General features: G+C 42.4%; 12 protein-coding genes. 9 read left to right on the top strand and 3 right to left on the bottom strand.

The features are described 5' to 3' along the window. Nucleotides 1-751: 751 nt before the first annotated feature. The 4 genes from thrS (at nucleotide 752) to rnr (ending at nucleotide 7,278) form a co-directional block, all read left to right on the top strand. Complete coding sequence (thrS, locus tag FQ082_RS04830; protein WP_149492255.1) at nucleotides 752-2,686, top strand: threonine--tRNA ligase; 1,935 nt, start codon at nucleotides 752-754, stop codon at nucleotides 2,684-2,686. Between the two features lie 23 nt (nucleotides 2,687-2,709). Continuing rightward, the gene (infC, locus tag FQ082_RS04835; RefSeq protein ID WP_011281352.1) at nucleotides 2,710-3,213 is read left to right on the top strand and encodes a translation initiation factor IF-3; all 504 of its coding nucleotides are present in this window, start codon (nucleotides 2,710-2,712) and stop codon (nucleotides 3,211-3,213) included. 360 nt (nucleotides 3,214-3,573) lie between these two features. Next, complete coding sequence (locus FQ082_RS04840) at nucleotides 3,574-4,818, top strand: toxic anion resistance protein (protein WP_149492256.1); 1,245 nt, start codon at nucleotides 3,574-3,576, stop codon at nucleotides 4,816-4,818. Between the two features lie 147 nt (nucleotides 4,819-4,965). Next, entirely contained in the window at nucleotides 4,966-7,278 is a 2,313-nt protein-coding gene (gene rnr / locus FQ082_RS04845) for a ribonuclease R (RefSeq protein ID WP_149492257.1), read from the top strand. A gap of 84 nt (nucleotides 7,279-7,362) precedes the next feature. Here the strand turns inward: rnr and FQ082_RS04850 are convergent, their stop codons facing one another. The 3 genes from FQ082_RS04850 to hisA all read right to left on the bottom strand — a co-directional run bounded on the left by FQ082_RS04850 (nucleotide 7,363) and on the right by hisA (nucleotide 10,266). Next, the gene (locus tag FQ082_RS04850) at nucleotides 7,363-7,668 is read right to left on the bottom strand and encodes a hypothetical protein (RefSeq protein WP_149492258.1); all 306 of its coding nucleotides are present in this window, start codon (nucleotides 7,666-7,668) and stop codon (nucleotides 7,363-7,365) included. An 84-nt stretch (nucleotides 7,669-7,752) separates the two neighbouring features. Then, nucleotides 7,753-9,468: a mechanosensitive ion channel family protein gene (locus tag FQ082_RS04855; protein WP_149492259.1), complete on the bottom strand. Its 1,716-nt coding sequence runs from the start codon at nucleotides 9,466-9,468 to the stop codon at nucleotides 7,753-7,755. Nucleotides 9,469-9,525: 57 nt separating this feature from the next. Then, entirely contained in the window at nucleotides 9,526-10,266 is a 741-nt protein-coding gene (gene hisA / locus FQ082_RS04860) for a 1-(5-phosphoribosyl)-5-[(5-phosphoribosylamino)methylideneamino]imidazole-4-carboxamide isomerase (protein ID WP_011514724.1), read from the bottom strand. A gap of 934 nt (nucleotides 10,267-11,200) precedes the next feature. On the opposite strand from hisA, the gene FQ082_RS04865 reads away from it, so the two are divergent. Genes FQ082_RS04865 through nqrE form a run of 5 tightly spaced genes read left to right on the top strand, consistent with a single transcriptional unit; the run spans nucleotide 11,201 to nucleotide 15,988 of the window. Further along, complete coding sequence (locus tag FQ082_RS04865; protein ID WP_149492260.1) at nucleotides 11,201-12,553, top strand: Na(+)-translocating NADH-quinone reductase subunit A; 1,353 nt, start codon at nucleotides 11,201-11,203, stop codon at nucleotides 12,551-12,553. 5 nt (nucleotides 12,554-12,558) lie between these two features. Then, nucleotides 12,559-13,794, top strand: coding sequence for an NADH:ubiquinone reductase (Na(+)-transporting) subunit B (locus FQ082_RS04870; protein ID WP_011514726.1), 1,236 nt, complete (start codon nucleotides 12,559-12,561; stop codon nucleotides 13,792-13,794). After that, nucleotides 13,775-14,707 (top strand): Na(+)-translocating NADH-quinone reductase subunit C, encoded by a 933-nt coding sequence (locus FQ082_RS04875; RefSeq protein ID WP_149492261.1) that lies wholly within the window; start codon nucleotides 13,775-13,777, stop codon nucleotides 14,705-14,707. The genes FQ082_RS04870 and FQ082_RS04875 overlap by 20 nt, the downstream gene beginning before the upstream one ends. 1 nt (nucleotide 14,708) lies before the next feature. Continuing rightward, the gene (locus FQ082_RS04880) at nucleotides 14,709-15,380 is read left to right on the top strand and encodes an NADH:ubiquinone reductase (Na(+)-transporting) subunit D (RefSeq protein WP_149492262.1); all 672 of its coding nucleotides are present in this window, start codon (nucleotides 14,709-14,711) and stop codon (nucleotides 15,378-15,380) included. Then, nucleotides 15,380-15,988 carry an NADH:ubiquinone reductase (Na(+)-transporting) subunit E gene (nqrE, locus tag FQ082_RS04885; RefSeq protein ID WP_011281361.1) on the top strand — a complete coding sequence of 203 codons (609 nt, stop codon included), beginning with the start codon at nucleotides 15,380-15,382 and terminating at the stop codon, nucleotides 15,986-15,988. Before FQ082_RS04880 ends, nqrE begins: the two co-directional genes overlap by 1 nt. Nucleotides 15,989-16,031: the final 43 nt, after the last annotated feature.

The raw sequence follows: 16,031 nt of genomic DNA on the forward strand, positions 1-16,031 counted from the left end.
CTCTAACTGTCGTCCAGTTAAAGTATTCTAACTAAATATGCTAAACCAATCTGGCTTATCCTATTTAGCGAGCTGACCATCATATCATGTTTTAATAGTCTGTCAACTTCTTTTCTTAATTTGTTTCAACTCAGTAATCTAAGTGATAAGTTGGTTAACTTATTGCCTAGCTTCCTTTGCTGTGGGGCGTATTATATAGATTCTGACTGGGGTGTCAACTGCTTTATCAAAGGTTTTTAAACTAATTTAAGTAAGGTTTAAATAGTCTATTGTTTTCAAACACTTAACGCATTAATTATCTTTACTGTCATTAAATAATCTTGTAAATGCACCTTTAGTCATAAATGACCCTATTTAATTGCATTACCACTGCCTACTATCAATCTATTTTGAGTAGCTGCTTTATCGCTAAAGAGCCTTTTATTTGAGTGTATTGATATTGGTATAGAAAGCCCCTATATATGGAAACTTGTTAACGACCATATAGATGGCTATTCATAACTGCCCTTAGTCCCCATCTATCTAGTGTTAATAGACATTTTTTGCTATAATAGCTGACTTTATAATATTACTTAATGGCACTTCGTTTATTAAGACTTAGCTAAGAAGCTGCTGCTTTGAGCCTTGCCTTTAAGTAATACCATCTCTTACAACATATCATAGTAATTAGATATAATTGACGCAGTCTTACGGTTATATGATTGATGGTTGCAATCATCACTGCCAACGGACGCAAAAAGGTGAATAGATTATGGTAGCGATTACTTTACCCGATGGTAGCGTAAAAAACTTCGAAGGTAATACAACGGTCATGGAAGTGGCGCAAAGTATTGGGACAGGGCTTGCTAAAGCGACTGTCGCTGGACGTGTGGATGGTCAATTGGTAGATGCGCATGACCCTATCGCCCATGATGCGAAAGTTGAAATCGTTACACCAAAAGATGATGACGGTGTCGATATCATTCGCCATTCTTGTGCTCACCTATTAGGCCATGCCGTTAAGCAGTTATATCCTGATGTGAAAATGGTGATTGGTCCCGTTATCGATGATGGTTTTTATTATGACATCTATAGCGAAACGCCTTTTACGCCTGAGCATATGGCAGCCATTGAAAAACGCATGATGGAGCTCATCAAGCAAGATTATGACGTTATCAAAAAAATAACGCCACGTGCTGAAGTCATTAGAATCTTTGAAGAACGTGGTGAAGAATATAAGCTTAAGCTGATTAATGATATGCCAGGCGAAGAAGCCTTTGGTCTATATCATCATCAAGAATATGTCGATATGTGCCGTGGTCCACACGTGCCAAATACCCGCTTCTTAAAAGTCTTTAAACTGACCAAAATGTCAGGTGCTTATTGGCGCGGTGATGCCAAAAATGAACAGCTTCAGCGTATTTATGGTACGGCTTGGGCGGATAAAAAAGATTTAAAAGCCTATATCCAGCGTATTGAAGAAGCCGAAAAACGTGACCATCGTAAAATTGGTAAAGCGTTAAATCTATTCCATATGCAAGAGCAAGCACCAGGTATGGTGTTTTGGCATGCCAATGGCTGGACGATTTATCAAGTACTTGAGCAATATATGCGTAAAGTACAGCACGATAATGGTTATGAAGAGATTAAAACGCCGCAAATTGTCGATCGTAGCTTGTGGGAGCGTTCTGGACATTGGGGCAACTATGCGACCAATATGTTTACCACTTCGAGCGAAAATCGTGATTATGCGGTAAAACCGATGAATTGTCCTTGTCACGTGCAAGTCTTTAATCAAGGTTTAAAATCTTACCGTGACTTGCCATTACGTATGGCAGAGTTTGGTTCATGCCATCGAAACGAGCCATCAGGTTCGCTCCATGGTTTGATGCGGGTTCGTGGTTTTACTCAAGATGATGCTCATATCTTCTGTACACAGTCGCAGATTCAACAAGAAGTCGCTGATTTTATTAAGCTGACCCTTGCTGTTTACGAAGATTTTGGTTTTGATAATATCATTATGAAACTATCGACTCGTCCTGAAAAACGTGTCGGTAGCGATGAGTCTTGGGATTTTGCAGAAAAAGCATTAGCCGATGCATTGGATAGTTCTGGTCTTGATTGGGCTTATCTACCAGGTGAAGGTGCCTTCTATGGTCCCAAGATTGAATTTAGTCTAAAAGATTCATTGGGTCGCGTATGGCAGTGCGGTACGATTCAGGTTGACCCAAATATGCCTGAGCGTCTTGATGCCGAATTCGTCAATGAGCAAAACGAGCGCGAAGTACCGATTATGTTGCACCGTGCCATCTTAGGTTCATTTGAGCGCTTTATCGGTATCTTGATTGAAAACTATGCCGGTTGGATGCCAGTATGGCTAGCGCCGCAACAAGTGGTAGTCATGAATATCACAGATAAACAGGCAGATGCGTGTGAAAATGTGGTCAATGAGTTGAAAAAAGCAGGCTTACGCGCCATTAGTGACTTGCGTAACGAAAAGATTGGATTTAAGATACGAGAGAAAACATTAGAACGTATTCCCTATATGCTAGTATTAGGGGATAAAGAAGTCGAATCAGGCAGCGTCAACGTTAGGACTCGCGAAGGCGAAAATCTAGGCGTGATGAGTGTCGCTGAGTTTATCACATTAGTAGAAGCAGCTGTTGCCGAAAAGGGCCGACAGATCCCAAAAATAGATCAGGAGTAATACCTATTAAACAGTCAAACCGTTTGAACATTAATGAAGATATCAGTGCCAAAGAAGTCCGTCTGGTCAAAGAAGACGGTGAACAAATGGGCGTGGTCGATATCGACACCGCGATGAAAGCGGCACGTGAAGACAGTCTAGATTTAGTAGAGCTGGTTCCCGAAGCCAAACCGCCAGTATGTAAAATCATGGATTATAAACATTTCCTCTATGATCAGAAGCAAAAGGCGAAAGAAGCTAAAAAGAACCAAAAGCAGACTCAGCTAAAAGAGATGAAGCTACGTCCTAGCACTGAAGAAGCCGATTATCAGGTTAAACTGAGAAAAATCGTTAGCTTCTTAGAAGATCAGGATAAAGTTAAAATTAGCATCCGTTTCCGCGGACGTGAAATGGCGCACCAAGAAATTGGTCGCAAGCAACTTGATCGTATCATTGAAGATACGGCTGATATCTCAAACGTCGAACAGTATCCTAAGATGGAAGGTCGTCAAATGGGTATGCTGTTAGGACCTACTAAGAAAAAATAGACTTTTTAATCGTCTATTCTTAGTAGTGGCTGTGTTTATATAGATATTCATGATTTCCCACCACCAATATGCTACGGCGTATTGGTGGTTTTTAGTATGTAGGGCTTAATAAGCATATTTATAGTTAATTATGACACTTGTACCTCTTTGACTATCGTTAACCTTAAATATATGAAGTCGACAGTGCTTTACAAAACCCATCTTCTCAACCTTTTCATTACACGGTAATCTAAAGACTTACTCTATCTTTATGAATCATAATTTCAATAAAAACAATTAAACTGATAAAAATAATCCATACCTCGACTGTAAATGTCGCTAATAAAAATATAACCTCTTTTAGATATCATAGGAAGCCTTATGCAAGAATTAACCCCACCTGTTAACACCTCTACACCAACGATTACTCTAACCGCGCCAGAACCCGTTAAAGAGATACAAAAGAGTGAAGCAGATCAGATGGTCAAGTTAGATGACAGCGATATTCCAGAGCTTGATGCCAAAGTCGATGCTTTTGTCGATCATGTCATCAATAACTCTGTACACAGCTCTGAATTTCAACAGAACGTCCAATCTATTCATAATTTAGGTAATAAAGAAATCCGTGAATCGGCGCAAGTGTCTAATCGTATGTTAGAGCTACCCGCTAAGAGCCTCAACGATAGCTTATTTGATAACTCTCCTATTGCAAAATCATTGACGGAGCTGCGCGGTATCGTCGAAGATTTGGACCCCAGCAAAAAAGAGCTGACCAGCTCACGCAAGCTATTTGGCTTGATTCCATTTGGTAATAAAGTACAAGATTATTTCCGTCAGTATGAGTCAGCGCAATCTCATATTAATGCAGTAGTAACGAGCCTATATAATGGTAAAGATGAGCTACTCAAAGACAATGCTATGATTGAGCAAGAAAAAATTAATATGTGGGAGCTGATGCAATCGATTCGCCAATATATCTATGTGGGTAAAAAAATCGATGAGCAGCTCGAGCAAAAAGTCTATGCGATAGAATCGACTGACCCTGAGAAAGCACGTATTATTAAAGAAGAGATGCTGTTTTATGTCCGCCAAAAAAATACCGACTTTTTGACACAATTGGCGGTAAACGTTCAAGGTTATTTAGCATTGGATACTATCCGTAAAAACAATTTAGAGCTGATTAAAGGGGTAGATCGCGCCACTACTACCACTATCTCAGCCCTACGTACGGCAGTGGTTGTCGCACAAGCCATGACTAACCAAAAACTGGTGCTTGACCAAATTACTGCTTTGAATAAAACGACCAGTAGCTTGATTGAATCAACTTCGGCAATGCTCAAGCGTCAATCACTTGAGATTCATGAGCAAGCGACCAGCAGCACTATTGAGCTTGATAAATTGCAAAATGCCTTCAATAATGTCTATGACACCATGGATATGATTAGCAATTATAAAATTGAAGCGCTTGAGAATATGAAGCAAACGGTCAATACCTTGACCACTGAGGTTGATAAAGCCCAAAAATACCTCGATAAATCTAATCAGACCACGGTATTAGAAGTGTCAAAAGAATTGAACATGGAAAAAATAACCAATCAATCAAATACGGTCGATATTGATATTTGATTTAGATAAGCATTCACTTTTAATAAAATTTGACCACTAACGACTACTCGCTATCAAATACAGATAAGACAATTGACCTAAGATATTGGGACGTTGTTCGTGTTAAGATAGTCATTATTAATAATTTAAAAATAGATACGGTAATTTATGAGTTGGAATGATCCAAACGCCTCAAGTGAGGCACAAAAATATGATAACCCGATTCCTAGTCGCGAGCTTATATTAAGCACGATTAATGAACACGGTGAAATCACCCATCAGCAATTGGCAAAAGCCTTTAATATTGCTGATCCTGATCAGTTTGACGCTTTGGGTAACCGCCTAAAAGCGATGACGCGCGATGGCCAAGTCAATCGTGACGGTCGCCCTTATCGCTATCGTACGGTCACTCAGCACGATATTGTCACCGGTACAGTAACAGCCCACCCAAAGGGCTTTGGCTTTGTATTATTGAGTGATATGCCTGACCTATTCTTGCATGAAAAACAAATGCGTTGGGTCTTTAATGGCGATACAGTAGAAGCCGTTGGCACGTCAACAGACAACCGCGGTCGTACTGAAGGTCGTATCGTTGATGTCGTTGAGCGTCGTCAAAATCATTTTATCGGTACGCTGGCTCATGATGAAGACGGTTACTGCGTTGAACTTGGTAGCCCAAATAACCATCAGCCGATTACCGTCACAGAAGACAATGTACAGGCTTTCAATGCTAAGCAAGGCTCGCCGGTAAAAGTTGATATTATTGATTGGCCAAATCAGCATGAATTTGCCACGGGCAAAATTACTGAAGTCTTATCTGATGACAATGATCGCGAACTGATTATTGAGACTACGTTACTTAATTATGATATTCCATCAGAGTTCAGTGAAGCCGCGCTCAATCAAGCAAATGATTATAAAGAGCCGACTGAAAAAGATCTAAAAGGTCGTGTCGACTTACGTGAGTTACCATTAGTGACGATCGATGGTGAAGATGCTCGTGATTTTGATGATGCTGTGTTTGCAGAAAAGCGTTCTGGTGGTAATTATCGCGTCTTGGTAGCGATTGCGGATGTCAGTTATTATGTGACACCGAACTCGCCACTTGATCAAAATGCTTACGAGCGTGGTACGTCAGTATATTTCCCGCATCAAGTGATTCCTATGTTGCCTGAAGTACTGTCTAATGGTCTCTGTTCGCTGAACCCTAATCTTGATCGCCTCTGTATGGTTGCCGATATTAAGATATCACGTGCTGGTAAAATCACCAGTTATGAGTTTTATCCTGGCGTCATGCACTCGCAAGCGCGCTTGACTTATAATCAAGTAAACGCTTATCTTGAAAATCCAAAAGACAGTAGTGTTCCAAAATCGTTGACAGAAAATAAAGAGGTCAAAAAATCTGTCGATACCTTACATCAACTGTATGAGCTACTCCTCAAAAAGCGTGAAGAGCGTCATGCGATGGAGTTTGAGACCGTTGAAACTTATATTAAGTTCAATGAAAAAGGTGGTATCGAAGCCATCTTGCCTCGTACGCGCGGTGATGCGCAAAAGCTTATCGAAGAGTGCATGTTGCTTGCCAATACCTGTGCAGCAAACTTTGCACTAAAAAACGAGCTGCCTGTGTTATATCGTAATCATGATAAGCCTGATGGCGAAAAGTCGATGCGTATCCATGAATATGCCAAAAACTTTGGTCTAAGCTTCCCAGAAGAAAATCCTACTCAAGCGGATTATCAGCGTATCATTGAAGCAACTAAAGAGCGTCCTGACGCTATCAGTATTCATAGCATGCTGTTACGTTCGATGATGCAAGCGAACTATTCACCTGACAATATCGGTCACTTTGGTTTGGCTTACGACGAGTACAGCCATTTTACCTCGCCGATTCGTCGTTATCCTGATTTAATGTTGCATCGTGCGATCAAGGCGAAAGTGACAAATGCCAAACAGCCTGTGATGGATTTTTCATTAGAAGGTGCTGGCATGCAAACCTCAGATACTGAGCGCCGTGCTGAAAAGGCTTCACGCTACGTAGAATCATGGCTCAAATGTCATTATATGAAAGATCATGTCGGCGAAGAGTTCGATGGTGTTGTAACTACCGTCACAAACTTTGGTTTATTTATTACTCTTACGGATTTGTATATCGATGGTTTGGTGCATATCTCAAACGTTGGTGACGATTTCTTTGTTTATGATGAGCAGCAGCAACAGCTTATCGGTAAAGATAGAGGCACAGTGTTTGGGCTGGGCGATTTGGTTAAAGTGAAAGTAGCTGGCGTTAATATGGATCTGCTACAAATTGACTTTGGTTTACAAGCAAAGCTGCACTCTAGTAAAATGAATCAAACTAAGAAAGATCATTCAAACTCTAGTCAGCCAAACCGCAGCTCCACAAGCAAAGATCAGCCAAAGAAATCACCTGCGAAGAGAAGCGGCAGTCGTGGTGGTAGAGGCAGTAGTAAAAAGAGCTAAACCAGCTTGAATCTATAAGTATTAAAAAAGGCTAACGTTATCGTTAGCCTTTTTTGTGTCTTCAGTTTTCTAATAACAGATCTATCACTGCTCCGCAGGACTCATTTGCTCTAAGCGCGCAGCATCTGCTTGCTGTGCCTGATCGATCTTGGTAGTAGCATCATCTAGAACGGCTTTCGGCTGCTGACCTAAGGGCTTGCTTGCGATATCTGATGTATGGCTGTCATTAGCATTTCTCGTATCAGAACCATTATTTTCAGATACAGCTGCCTCACTACTCGCTGCTATAATTTCTCGGTTTTGTTCACGTTGAGTGCCATTCATGACATTAAAACTCAATAACACAACCATACCAACGACCGCGAATATAATCAGATGTTTCATTTGCATAAAAATGTCTCGTCTAGTTCGATAAAATGTAGATAAACATTTCGATGCATTTTCTATGCCGATTTTTATAGTTGGTATTCAACGCTACTCTTGCGGGCTACTATTACTTAATAAATCAGTTTCATCTGAATTTTCGGCAATTTCCTGTTCAACCTTTTCCATTAGCTTTTCGTCAGGGCGCGCATCAAGCACTTGATCGGCATTCCGACCTTGCAAGATATGCTTTGCCCGCGCCTTTGCTTGTTGCTTATCTTTATCTTCAATCGTAGTTTCAGCCGCTTGAGCGTCACTAGCTATTTTAGAATCGTTAGAGGGTTTAACGATGATGGGCGTTACTGTTATGTCCTCTTGAGACTTATCACCATTTCGACTGCTTTGGAAATACTCAAAAGCTTGCTCTAGATTATGGTTAAAGCGTAACTGATAAATGGGCTCAGGTAAGCTAAAGCCTTCATCTTCTAAAGCATGCTTGGTCTCGCGAATAGCTATACTGCGGGCTTTGGAAAAATCAGCTTCTGATTGATTGACCCATACTTGGAACTGCAAAATAATGTTTGAGTCGCCTACCTCCTTGATAATCGCGGTGACTTTTGGCTTATCTAAGGCAAAACCCAGTTGAGCAATCGCATCGATACCCACTTTGATAGCAGCAAGCGGATCATCATTGGCATCAACGCCTAATTCAAAGGTAAAGCGGCGCTCAGGATTCTTGGTGTAATTTAAAATCGTGGCTTTAAAGACTTCGGCATTGGGAATACGTAATTGATTGCCATCTAACGTCATTAAAATAGTCGCGCGCGACGTCAGGCGCACCACTATTCCTTCTTGAGCATTAATCAAAATATGATCGCGGGCGCGAAATGGCTGGCGAATACTGAGCATTAAAGAGGCAATATAATTTTCAATAGTATCCTTAACTGCGAAACCAACGGCAATACCGATGACCCCAGCGCCGCCAAGTAGCGTTCCCAAAATCGTCTCCGCGCCAATCAAGCTTAGTGCTAATATAAGCCCCAGAATAATAAAAATGACTTTGACAGTCTGCGACAATAATTCTGCGACAAAAGGATTGGGCGTTAAGCGCTGCCACATTTTTTGCCGATTAGACAACCAACTACCAAACCAAGTTACTAAAGCAAATAAAATAATCCCGACCAATAACAACGGCACAGCTTTGATAAGATTTTTGGCTTGAGCTTTGATGCTTTGATAAACCGTCGTGACATTGTCCTGAACATCAAGCGTTCGGTTAATCTTATCTTCGACTGTGACAACATCTGTCAAACGATTGGTGAGATTAATGGCTTGTTGGGCTTTTTTCTCGTTGGGTGTTTCACCAGTTAGAGTAACAACGCCTTGAGTGACACCAACATTAATTGCTTGCAAGCCTTCAATTTCTGAGAATATCCCACTGATACGTTGGCGGATGTCATTATCATGTTGCACAGTTTGAGCAGTTTCAATTTGAGTGTTATTACTGCTCTCGCCATCGATAGGAGGTGCAGGTTCAATTGAAATAGGTATCAACGGAGGTGCTGCAATTGGCGCTTGAGCAGGCAAATTGGTGCTTTCAGGAATATTACTAGGAAGAGGGGTAGTATTAACGTCATTAGCTGTATTAGGTAATGCCTTGCTATCAAGCCCGGGCTTGGCAGCATTACTGTCTAATACAGTAGGATTAACAGTTTCGCTTTCTTGAACGGCATAAGCCGGTAAGCTGAACATGATGCTTAATAGCAGCCATTGACTCCACATTTTTAGGCACTTGCGTGATGTAATGCAGTCAAAATAAGCGGCCATAAGCATCCTTGATTACGCCTTATCTATTCAAAATCTAATAAGCGTATTTTTCAAATATTATTTACCATCCAAATAAAGTTGTGCCTCGCCCAAATCTAACGTGCCCTCATAGATAGCACGACCAGTGATGATACCTTCAATGCAATCACCATAAGGTTTTAATAACTCAATATCTTTCATATCGGTGACGCCGCCTGATGCAATCACTGGTAAGCCACCTTCACGTGCTAAATTAACGGTTTGCTCGACATTAACGCCTTGCATCATGCCATCACGGGCGATATCGGTATAGACGATAGAAGACACGCCAACATCAGCAAAACGTTTGGCAAGTTCAGTGGCTTTGGTGTCAGTCACGTTTGCCCAACCATGGGTTGCAACCATACCATCTTTGGCATCGATACCAACGATAATGTGTCCAGCAAACTCACGGCACGCCTCAGCAACAAAATCCGGATCTTCAACCGCTTTGGTACCGATAATAATATAGGTCAGACCAGCAGTAATATACTGCTCAATAGTTTGCATATTGCGCACACCACCGCCCAATTGAATTGGCAGTTTAGGAAAAGCTTTTGCAATGTCATGCACCACTTGCTTATGCACTGGAATCCCATCAAATGCGCCGTTTAGATCGACCAAATGCAGACGGCGCGCCCCTTCTTTTACCCAACGTGCCGCCATCGCAACAGGGTCATCAGAAAATACCGTATCATCTTCCATACGACCTTGTTTTAAGCGCACACACTTACCATCTTTGAGATCGATAGCAGGGATAATCACAGGGACAGCGCACATATAGGATTCCTTATAAAACGATATTAATAATCAAAACTTGGAGGTAGGTTAGCTTACAAGAGCCATTTAAACACAAACTTAATATAAAATGTCTAGAACTGCCAATTTAAACAGGTCACGGTAAAGTCAATTCACTACGAAAGATATATAAGCATGATAGTGATTTAAAAATGATGTAAGTACTCTAGTCATAAAATCAACTAAAGTTTTCTCTCTATTGCAGCAGAAAACAGACAGTCATAACCATAAGTTTTAGCACAAAGGATTACTAGCAACATTGGGTAAATTCGATTACCAACTGGCAATTTTAGGTCAGTTTAGCGTATAATCCTAGGTAAATTTGTATTTGTGCGATAAAGCCAGATCGTCTGCTACCTATAGATGGTTTCGATCATTACAAGATAGATGATAATGCGGTATTGATACGCTATTAAACGTTTCGCCTAGCAACGGCTGTTACTCAGTCCTAATATTTATCCTATAATCATAGGTTATTCAATAGCGCTTAGATAGCTTCTATCTCAGTATCATAAGTCATTTATCTCTCATTTGTATTTAAGCAAATGGGTGGTGCTGCTTAAATCTCACAAATAGTATGGATTTTAAGATTTTAATAAATCGTATGGTAAAACCGTATTTTGTCTAACACCATTTCTTTAAGAGATGAGAATTAGATTGCAGTGTTTTAGTATACACCTTGGTAGCCAGTCGCCACTTTGGTCATTCGAATAAGACATTAACGTGTTGTTAAGGAGTCTAAGGTCAGCGTTAATACTCTTACTAGTAGTCATGAAGTGTCATTATTAAAAACCTTATCGCTGTCTTTTTATAAGATATGATTTGGTTATTTTAGTGATGGCGTTACCATTCATGCTGCCGATATACCACACAGGACGTCTGGTATCGTTTTAGACTATGGACTAAGTTTTCGCTTATGATTACCATCAAGAAAGGTTTGGATTTACCCATCACTGGTGAACCCTCCCGCGAGATATCTGAGCACAGACCCGCCCATGTGGCACTTATTGGCTATGATTACGTTGGTATGAAGCCGACGATGAATGTCAAAGAAGGCGATATAGTAGCAAAAGGTCAACCCGTTTTTGAAGACAAAAAACGGGCTGGCGTTATCTACACTGCGCCTGCTGCTGGTAAAGTCATCGCCATTAAACGCGGTGAACGTCGTGTGTTTGAAAGTCTTGTAATTGCGGTCGAGCCAAATGGTGCGGAAGTAGAATTTCAGCGCTACGACTCCCAGCAACTTGCTGACCTAGATTCTGAAGTCGTTGAAACCCAACTGCTTGCCTCTGGTGAATGGACGGCGTTCCGTACGCGCCCCTTTAGCCGTGCTCCTGAAATCGGTGCGCGTCCTCATGCTATCTTCGTCACAGCCATGGATACCAATCCATTGGCATTTGACCCGATGTTGCTGATCAATGAGCAACTGCAAGCGTTCAACGACGGTCTTGCTGTATTATCCACTTTGAGCCCAAAGACTTTTGTCTGCCATCATGGCAATAGTCAGTTGACACCAGTTGCAAAAACTGCAGCTAATAATGTCACTGAGTATCATAGCTTTGCGGGCAAACATCCTGCTGGTCTTGCAGGCACGCACATTCATTTCTTGCACCCTATCATGCGCGGTACAAGCGTTTGGACGATTGGTTATCAAGATGTGATTGCGATTGGCAAGCTATTTACTAGCGGGCGTTTATATACGCGTCGCCTGTTGAGCTTAGCTGGTCCTGCTGTTAGCAATCCTCATATTATCGCCACCGAACGCGGTGCGGATATTGCTGCCTTGACCAAAGGTAATTTGACAGCTGGCGAGAACCGTGTGATTTCAGGTTCAGTGCTGTCTGGGCGTCAAGTATTTGGCAATATTGCCTATCTTGGTCGCTTTGATAATCAAGTCAGTGTGCTAGCAGAAGGTCGTGAGCGTCCAGCGTTCCACTTCTTTACGCCAGGCGCAAACCGCTTCTCTAAACTGCCTATCTATATTTCGCAGTTTTTTGGTGGCAAAAAATATAACTTCACCACCACGAGCAATGGCTCACCTAGAGCGATGGTGCCAATCGGTGTCTATGAAGAAGTCATGCCACAAGACTATCTGCCAACCCAGCTATTGCGTGCTTTGATTGTCGAAGACATTATCACGGCTGTAGATTTGGGTGTACTTGAATTGGACGAAGAAGATTTAGCATTATGCACCTTCGTATCTCCTGGCAAATATGAATTCGGCGATATTTTGCGTGATAACTTAACGCGCATTGAGCTGGAGGGCTAACCACGATGAAATTTTTACACAATATGTTCGATCGTATGGAGCCGTCTTTCACCAAGGGTGGCAAACACACAAAATACTACGCTATCTTTGAGATGTTTGATACGTTTTTGCGTCAACCAAGCTCAACGACATACGCCTCATCACATGTGCGCGACGGTATTGACCTTAAGCGTATTATGATTACCGTCTGGTTATGTACCTTCCCAGCAATGTTTTGGGGTATGTACAATATCGGTCATCAAGCATTGACTGCGATTGCAACCCTCGGCTTACAGCCTGAAGGCTGGCGCACCATTATCACTAGTATGGCAGGCTACAACCCAGACAGTATCTGGGCAAGTTTCGTCTACGGTGCTATGCAGTTCTTACCGATTTACCTTGTGACCTTTGGGGTTGGTATTCTCTGTGAGATTATCTTCGCTGTGGTGCGTGGACACGAAGTCAACGAAGGCTTCTTTGTTACCTCTGTACTGTTTGCACTATGTCTGCCACCCGATATCCCATTATGGCAAGTTGCCTTAGGTATTATCTTTGGTGTGGTCGTGGCAAAAGAAGTATTCGGTGGTACGGGTAAAAACTTTCTTAACCCTGCCCTATCGGGTCGTGCGTTCTTATACTTTGCTTATCCGGCTTATATGTCAGGCGACTCAGTATGGACCGCCGTTGATGGTTTCTCAGGTGCAACGCCACTTGGTCTCGCTGCCCTTGGGGTTGTCCCACAAGATTTTGTCGATGTTTATGGCAATGCCATCACGTGGAGTGATGCATTCTTAGGCAACATGCAAGGCAGTATCGGTGAAGTATCGACGCTAGCTATCTTAATGGGTGCTGCTGTCCTACTTTGGACGCGCATTGCATCATGGCGCATCATGGCAGGTTGTGTGGTTGGTCTGATTGCCACATCTCTTGTGTTTAATATGATTGGCTCTGAAGACAATATGATGATGAGCTTGCCGTTTTACTGGCACTTAGTGATCGGTGGTTTTGCTTTTGGTGCCGTGTTTATGGCAACTGATCCAGTATCTGCTGCGCATACCAATAAAGGGCGCTGGGCTTACGGTATCTTGATTGGTTTTATGACCGTATTGATTCGTGTCATTAATCCAGCTTTCCCAGAAGGCATCATGCTAGCCATTTTATTTGCTAACTTATTTGCGCCACTGTTTGACTATTTTGTCACTCAAGCAAATATCAAACGCCAAACTGCTCGGAGGGTTCGCTATGTCCAAGCCCAAAAGTAATAACGCAAAAACCATCAGTGTGGCGTTGACGCTATGCTTGGTGTGTTCGGTATTGGTCTCAGCTGCGGCTGTGGGTCTAAAGCCTGCGCAAGTAGAAAACGCGCGCTTAGACCGTAATAAAAACATCTTGGTTGCCGCGGGTATGTTTGACCCTGCGTCTGATACCAATGAAGATGTGGCGGAGCGCTTTAAAGATTTTGAGGTAAAAATCGTTGACCTAAATAAAGGCAACTACCTTGATGATGACGCGCTGACCGCTGCTGGCATCCCTGACCGTAATGCCTATGACGCCAGCCAAGCAACTAAGAATAAAGCACTGAGTGAAGATTTGGGTGGTAATGATCCTGCCGGTATCGGTCGTAAGCCTAAATATGCCAAAGTTTATGTCAAAAATGACGACGCTGGACAACCTGAAATAGTGGTACTACCGATCCAAGGCTACGGTCTGTGGGGTACTATCTATGGTTTCTTAACCCTTGAAAGCGACATGAATACCATCAAAGGTATCAGTTTCTATGACCATAAAGAAACTCCAGGTCTAGGCGCTCGTATCGAAGAGCCAGAATGGCGTGCGATGTGGAGTGGTATTCATTCTTATGATGACAAAGGTGCCGTTGCTACTGGCGTGACCAAAGCTGGTAATCCAAAAGAGAACTGGGTTGACGGTATTAGTGGTGCAACTTTGACCAGTCGCGGCGTCAGTAACATGATCCAGTTTTGGTTGGGTGAGCAAGGCTATAAGCCGTACTTAGATCAGCTGCGTGAAGAGAGCGGTAAAACACTGGTAGATGCTGAAGTCAAAGCAAGTCAAAGCCCTTATAAAAAACTGGGTCAAAACTTACATCAACAGCAGGCGCATTCTGTAACCGAACTGGTAGCAGTGATACCAGCAGCACACGGCAAGGAGGCATAACATGGCTGATACAAAAAGTATTTTAACCTCGCCCATTTTTGATAATAACCCTATTGCTCTACAGATATTAGGTATCTGTTCGGCATTGGCGGTAACGACCAGTGTAGCAAATGCACTGGTGATGAGCGTGGCATTGACCTTGGTCACAGCATTTTCAAGCTTTTTTATCTCTATCATTCGTAAGCAAATTCCATCGAGCATTCGTATTATTGTGCAGATGACGATTATCGCTTCTCTGGTTATCTTGGTCGATCAGGTCCTAAAAGCGGTCGCTTATGATGTGAGTAAAGGCTTATCAGTATTCGTTGGTTTGATTATCACCAACTGTATCGTGATGGGACGTGCTGAAGCATTTGCGATGAGCAATCCACCTATTCCAAGTTTCTTGGATGGTATCGGTAACGGTCTAGGTTATTCGGCAGTATTGCTATTTGTCGCCAGTATCCGTGAGCTTTTGGGCGCAGGCAGCTGGTTTGGCATGACTGTTTTGCAAACCGCGACCGATGGTGGCTGGTATGTACCAAATGGTCTATTGTTATTACCACCGTCAGCATTCTTTATTATCGCCCTGTTTATCGTGATTATCCGTACATGGAAACCTGATCAGGTCGAAGACGCTGAATTTGTAATGAAGCCGCAGTCTAAAGGCATGGCTCAAGGGGGCGGTCACTAATGGGACATTATGTCAGTTTATTTATAACCTCGGTCTTTATCGAGAATATGGCGCTGGCCTACTTCTTAGGCATGTGTACCTTTTTAGCGGTATCAAAAAAAGTTTCAACCGCTATCGGTCTTGGGGTAGCAGTCGTTGTCGTGATGGCGATTACTGTACCGCTAAATAACCTACTGTTCCAGTTCATCCTAAAAGATGGTGCGCTGGCATGGGCAGGTTTCCCTGATATCGACTTAAGCTTCTTAGGCTTACTCAGTTATATCGGTTTGATTGCTGCCACCGTACAGATTCTAGAGATGTTCTTGGATAAGTTCGTCCCAAGTCTGTATAACGCACTCGGTGTGTTTTTACCGCTTATTACCGTCAACTGTGCCATCTTAGGTGGCGTACTGTTCATGGTAGAACGTGACTATAACTTTGGTGAATCAGTGGTGTACGGTGTCGGCGCAGGCTTTGGTTGGGCACTGGCGATTACCGCATTGGCAGGTATTCGTGAAAAATTGAAATACTCAGACATTCCAGCGCCGCTGCGCGGTCTTGGTATTACCTTTATCACGGTTGGTCTGATGTCACTTGGCTTTATGTCGTTTGGCGGTATGTCAATTTAAACCGCTGAGCTTAAAAGCTTATTTAGCGATTTGACCTATTTAA

The organism is Psychrobacter sp. ANT_H56B, assembly GCF_008369245.1.
Taxonomy (GTDB): Bacteria; Pseudomonadota; Gammaproteobacteria; order Pseudomonadales; family Moraxellaceae; genus Psychrobacter; species Psychrobacter cryohalolentis.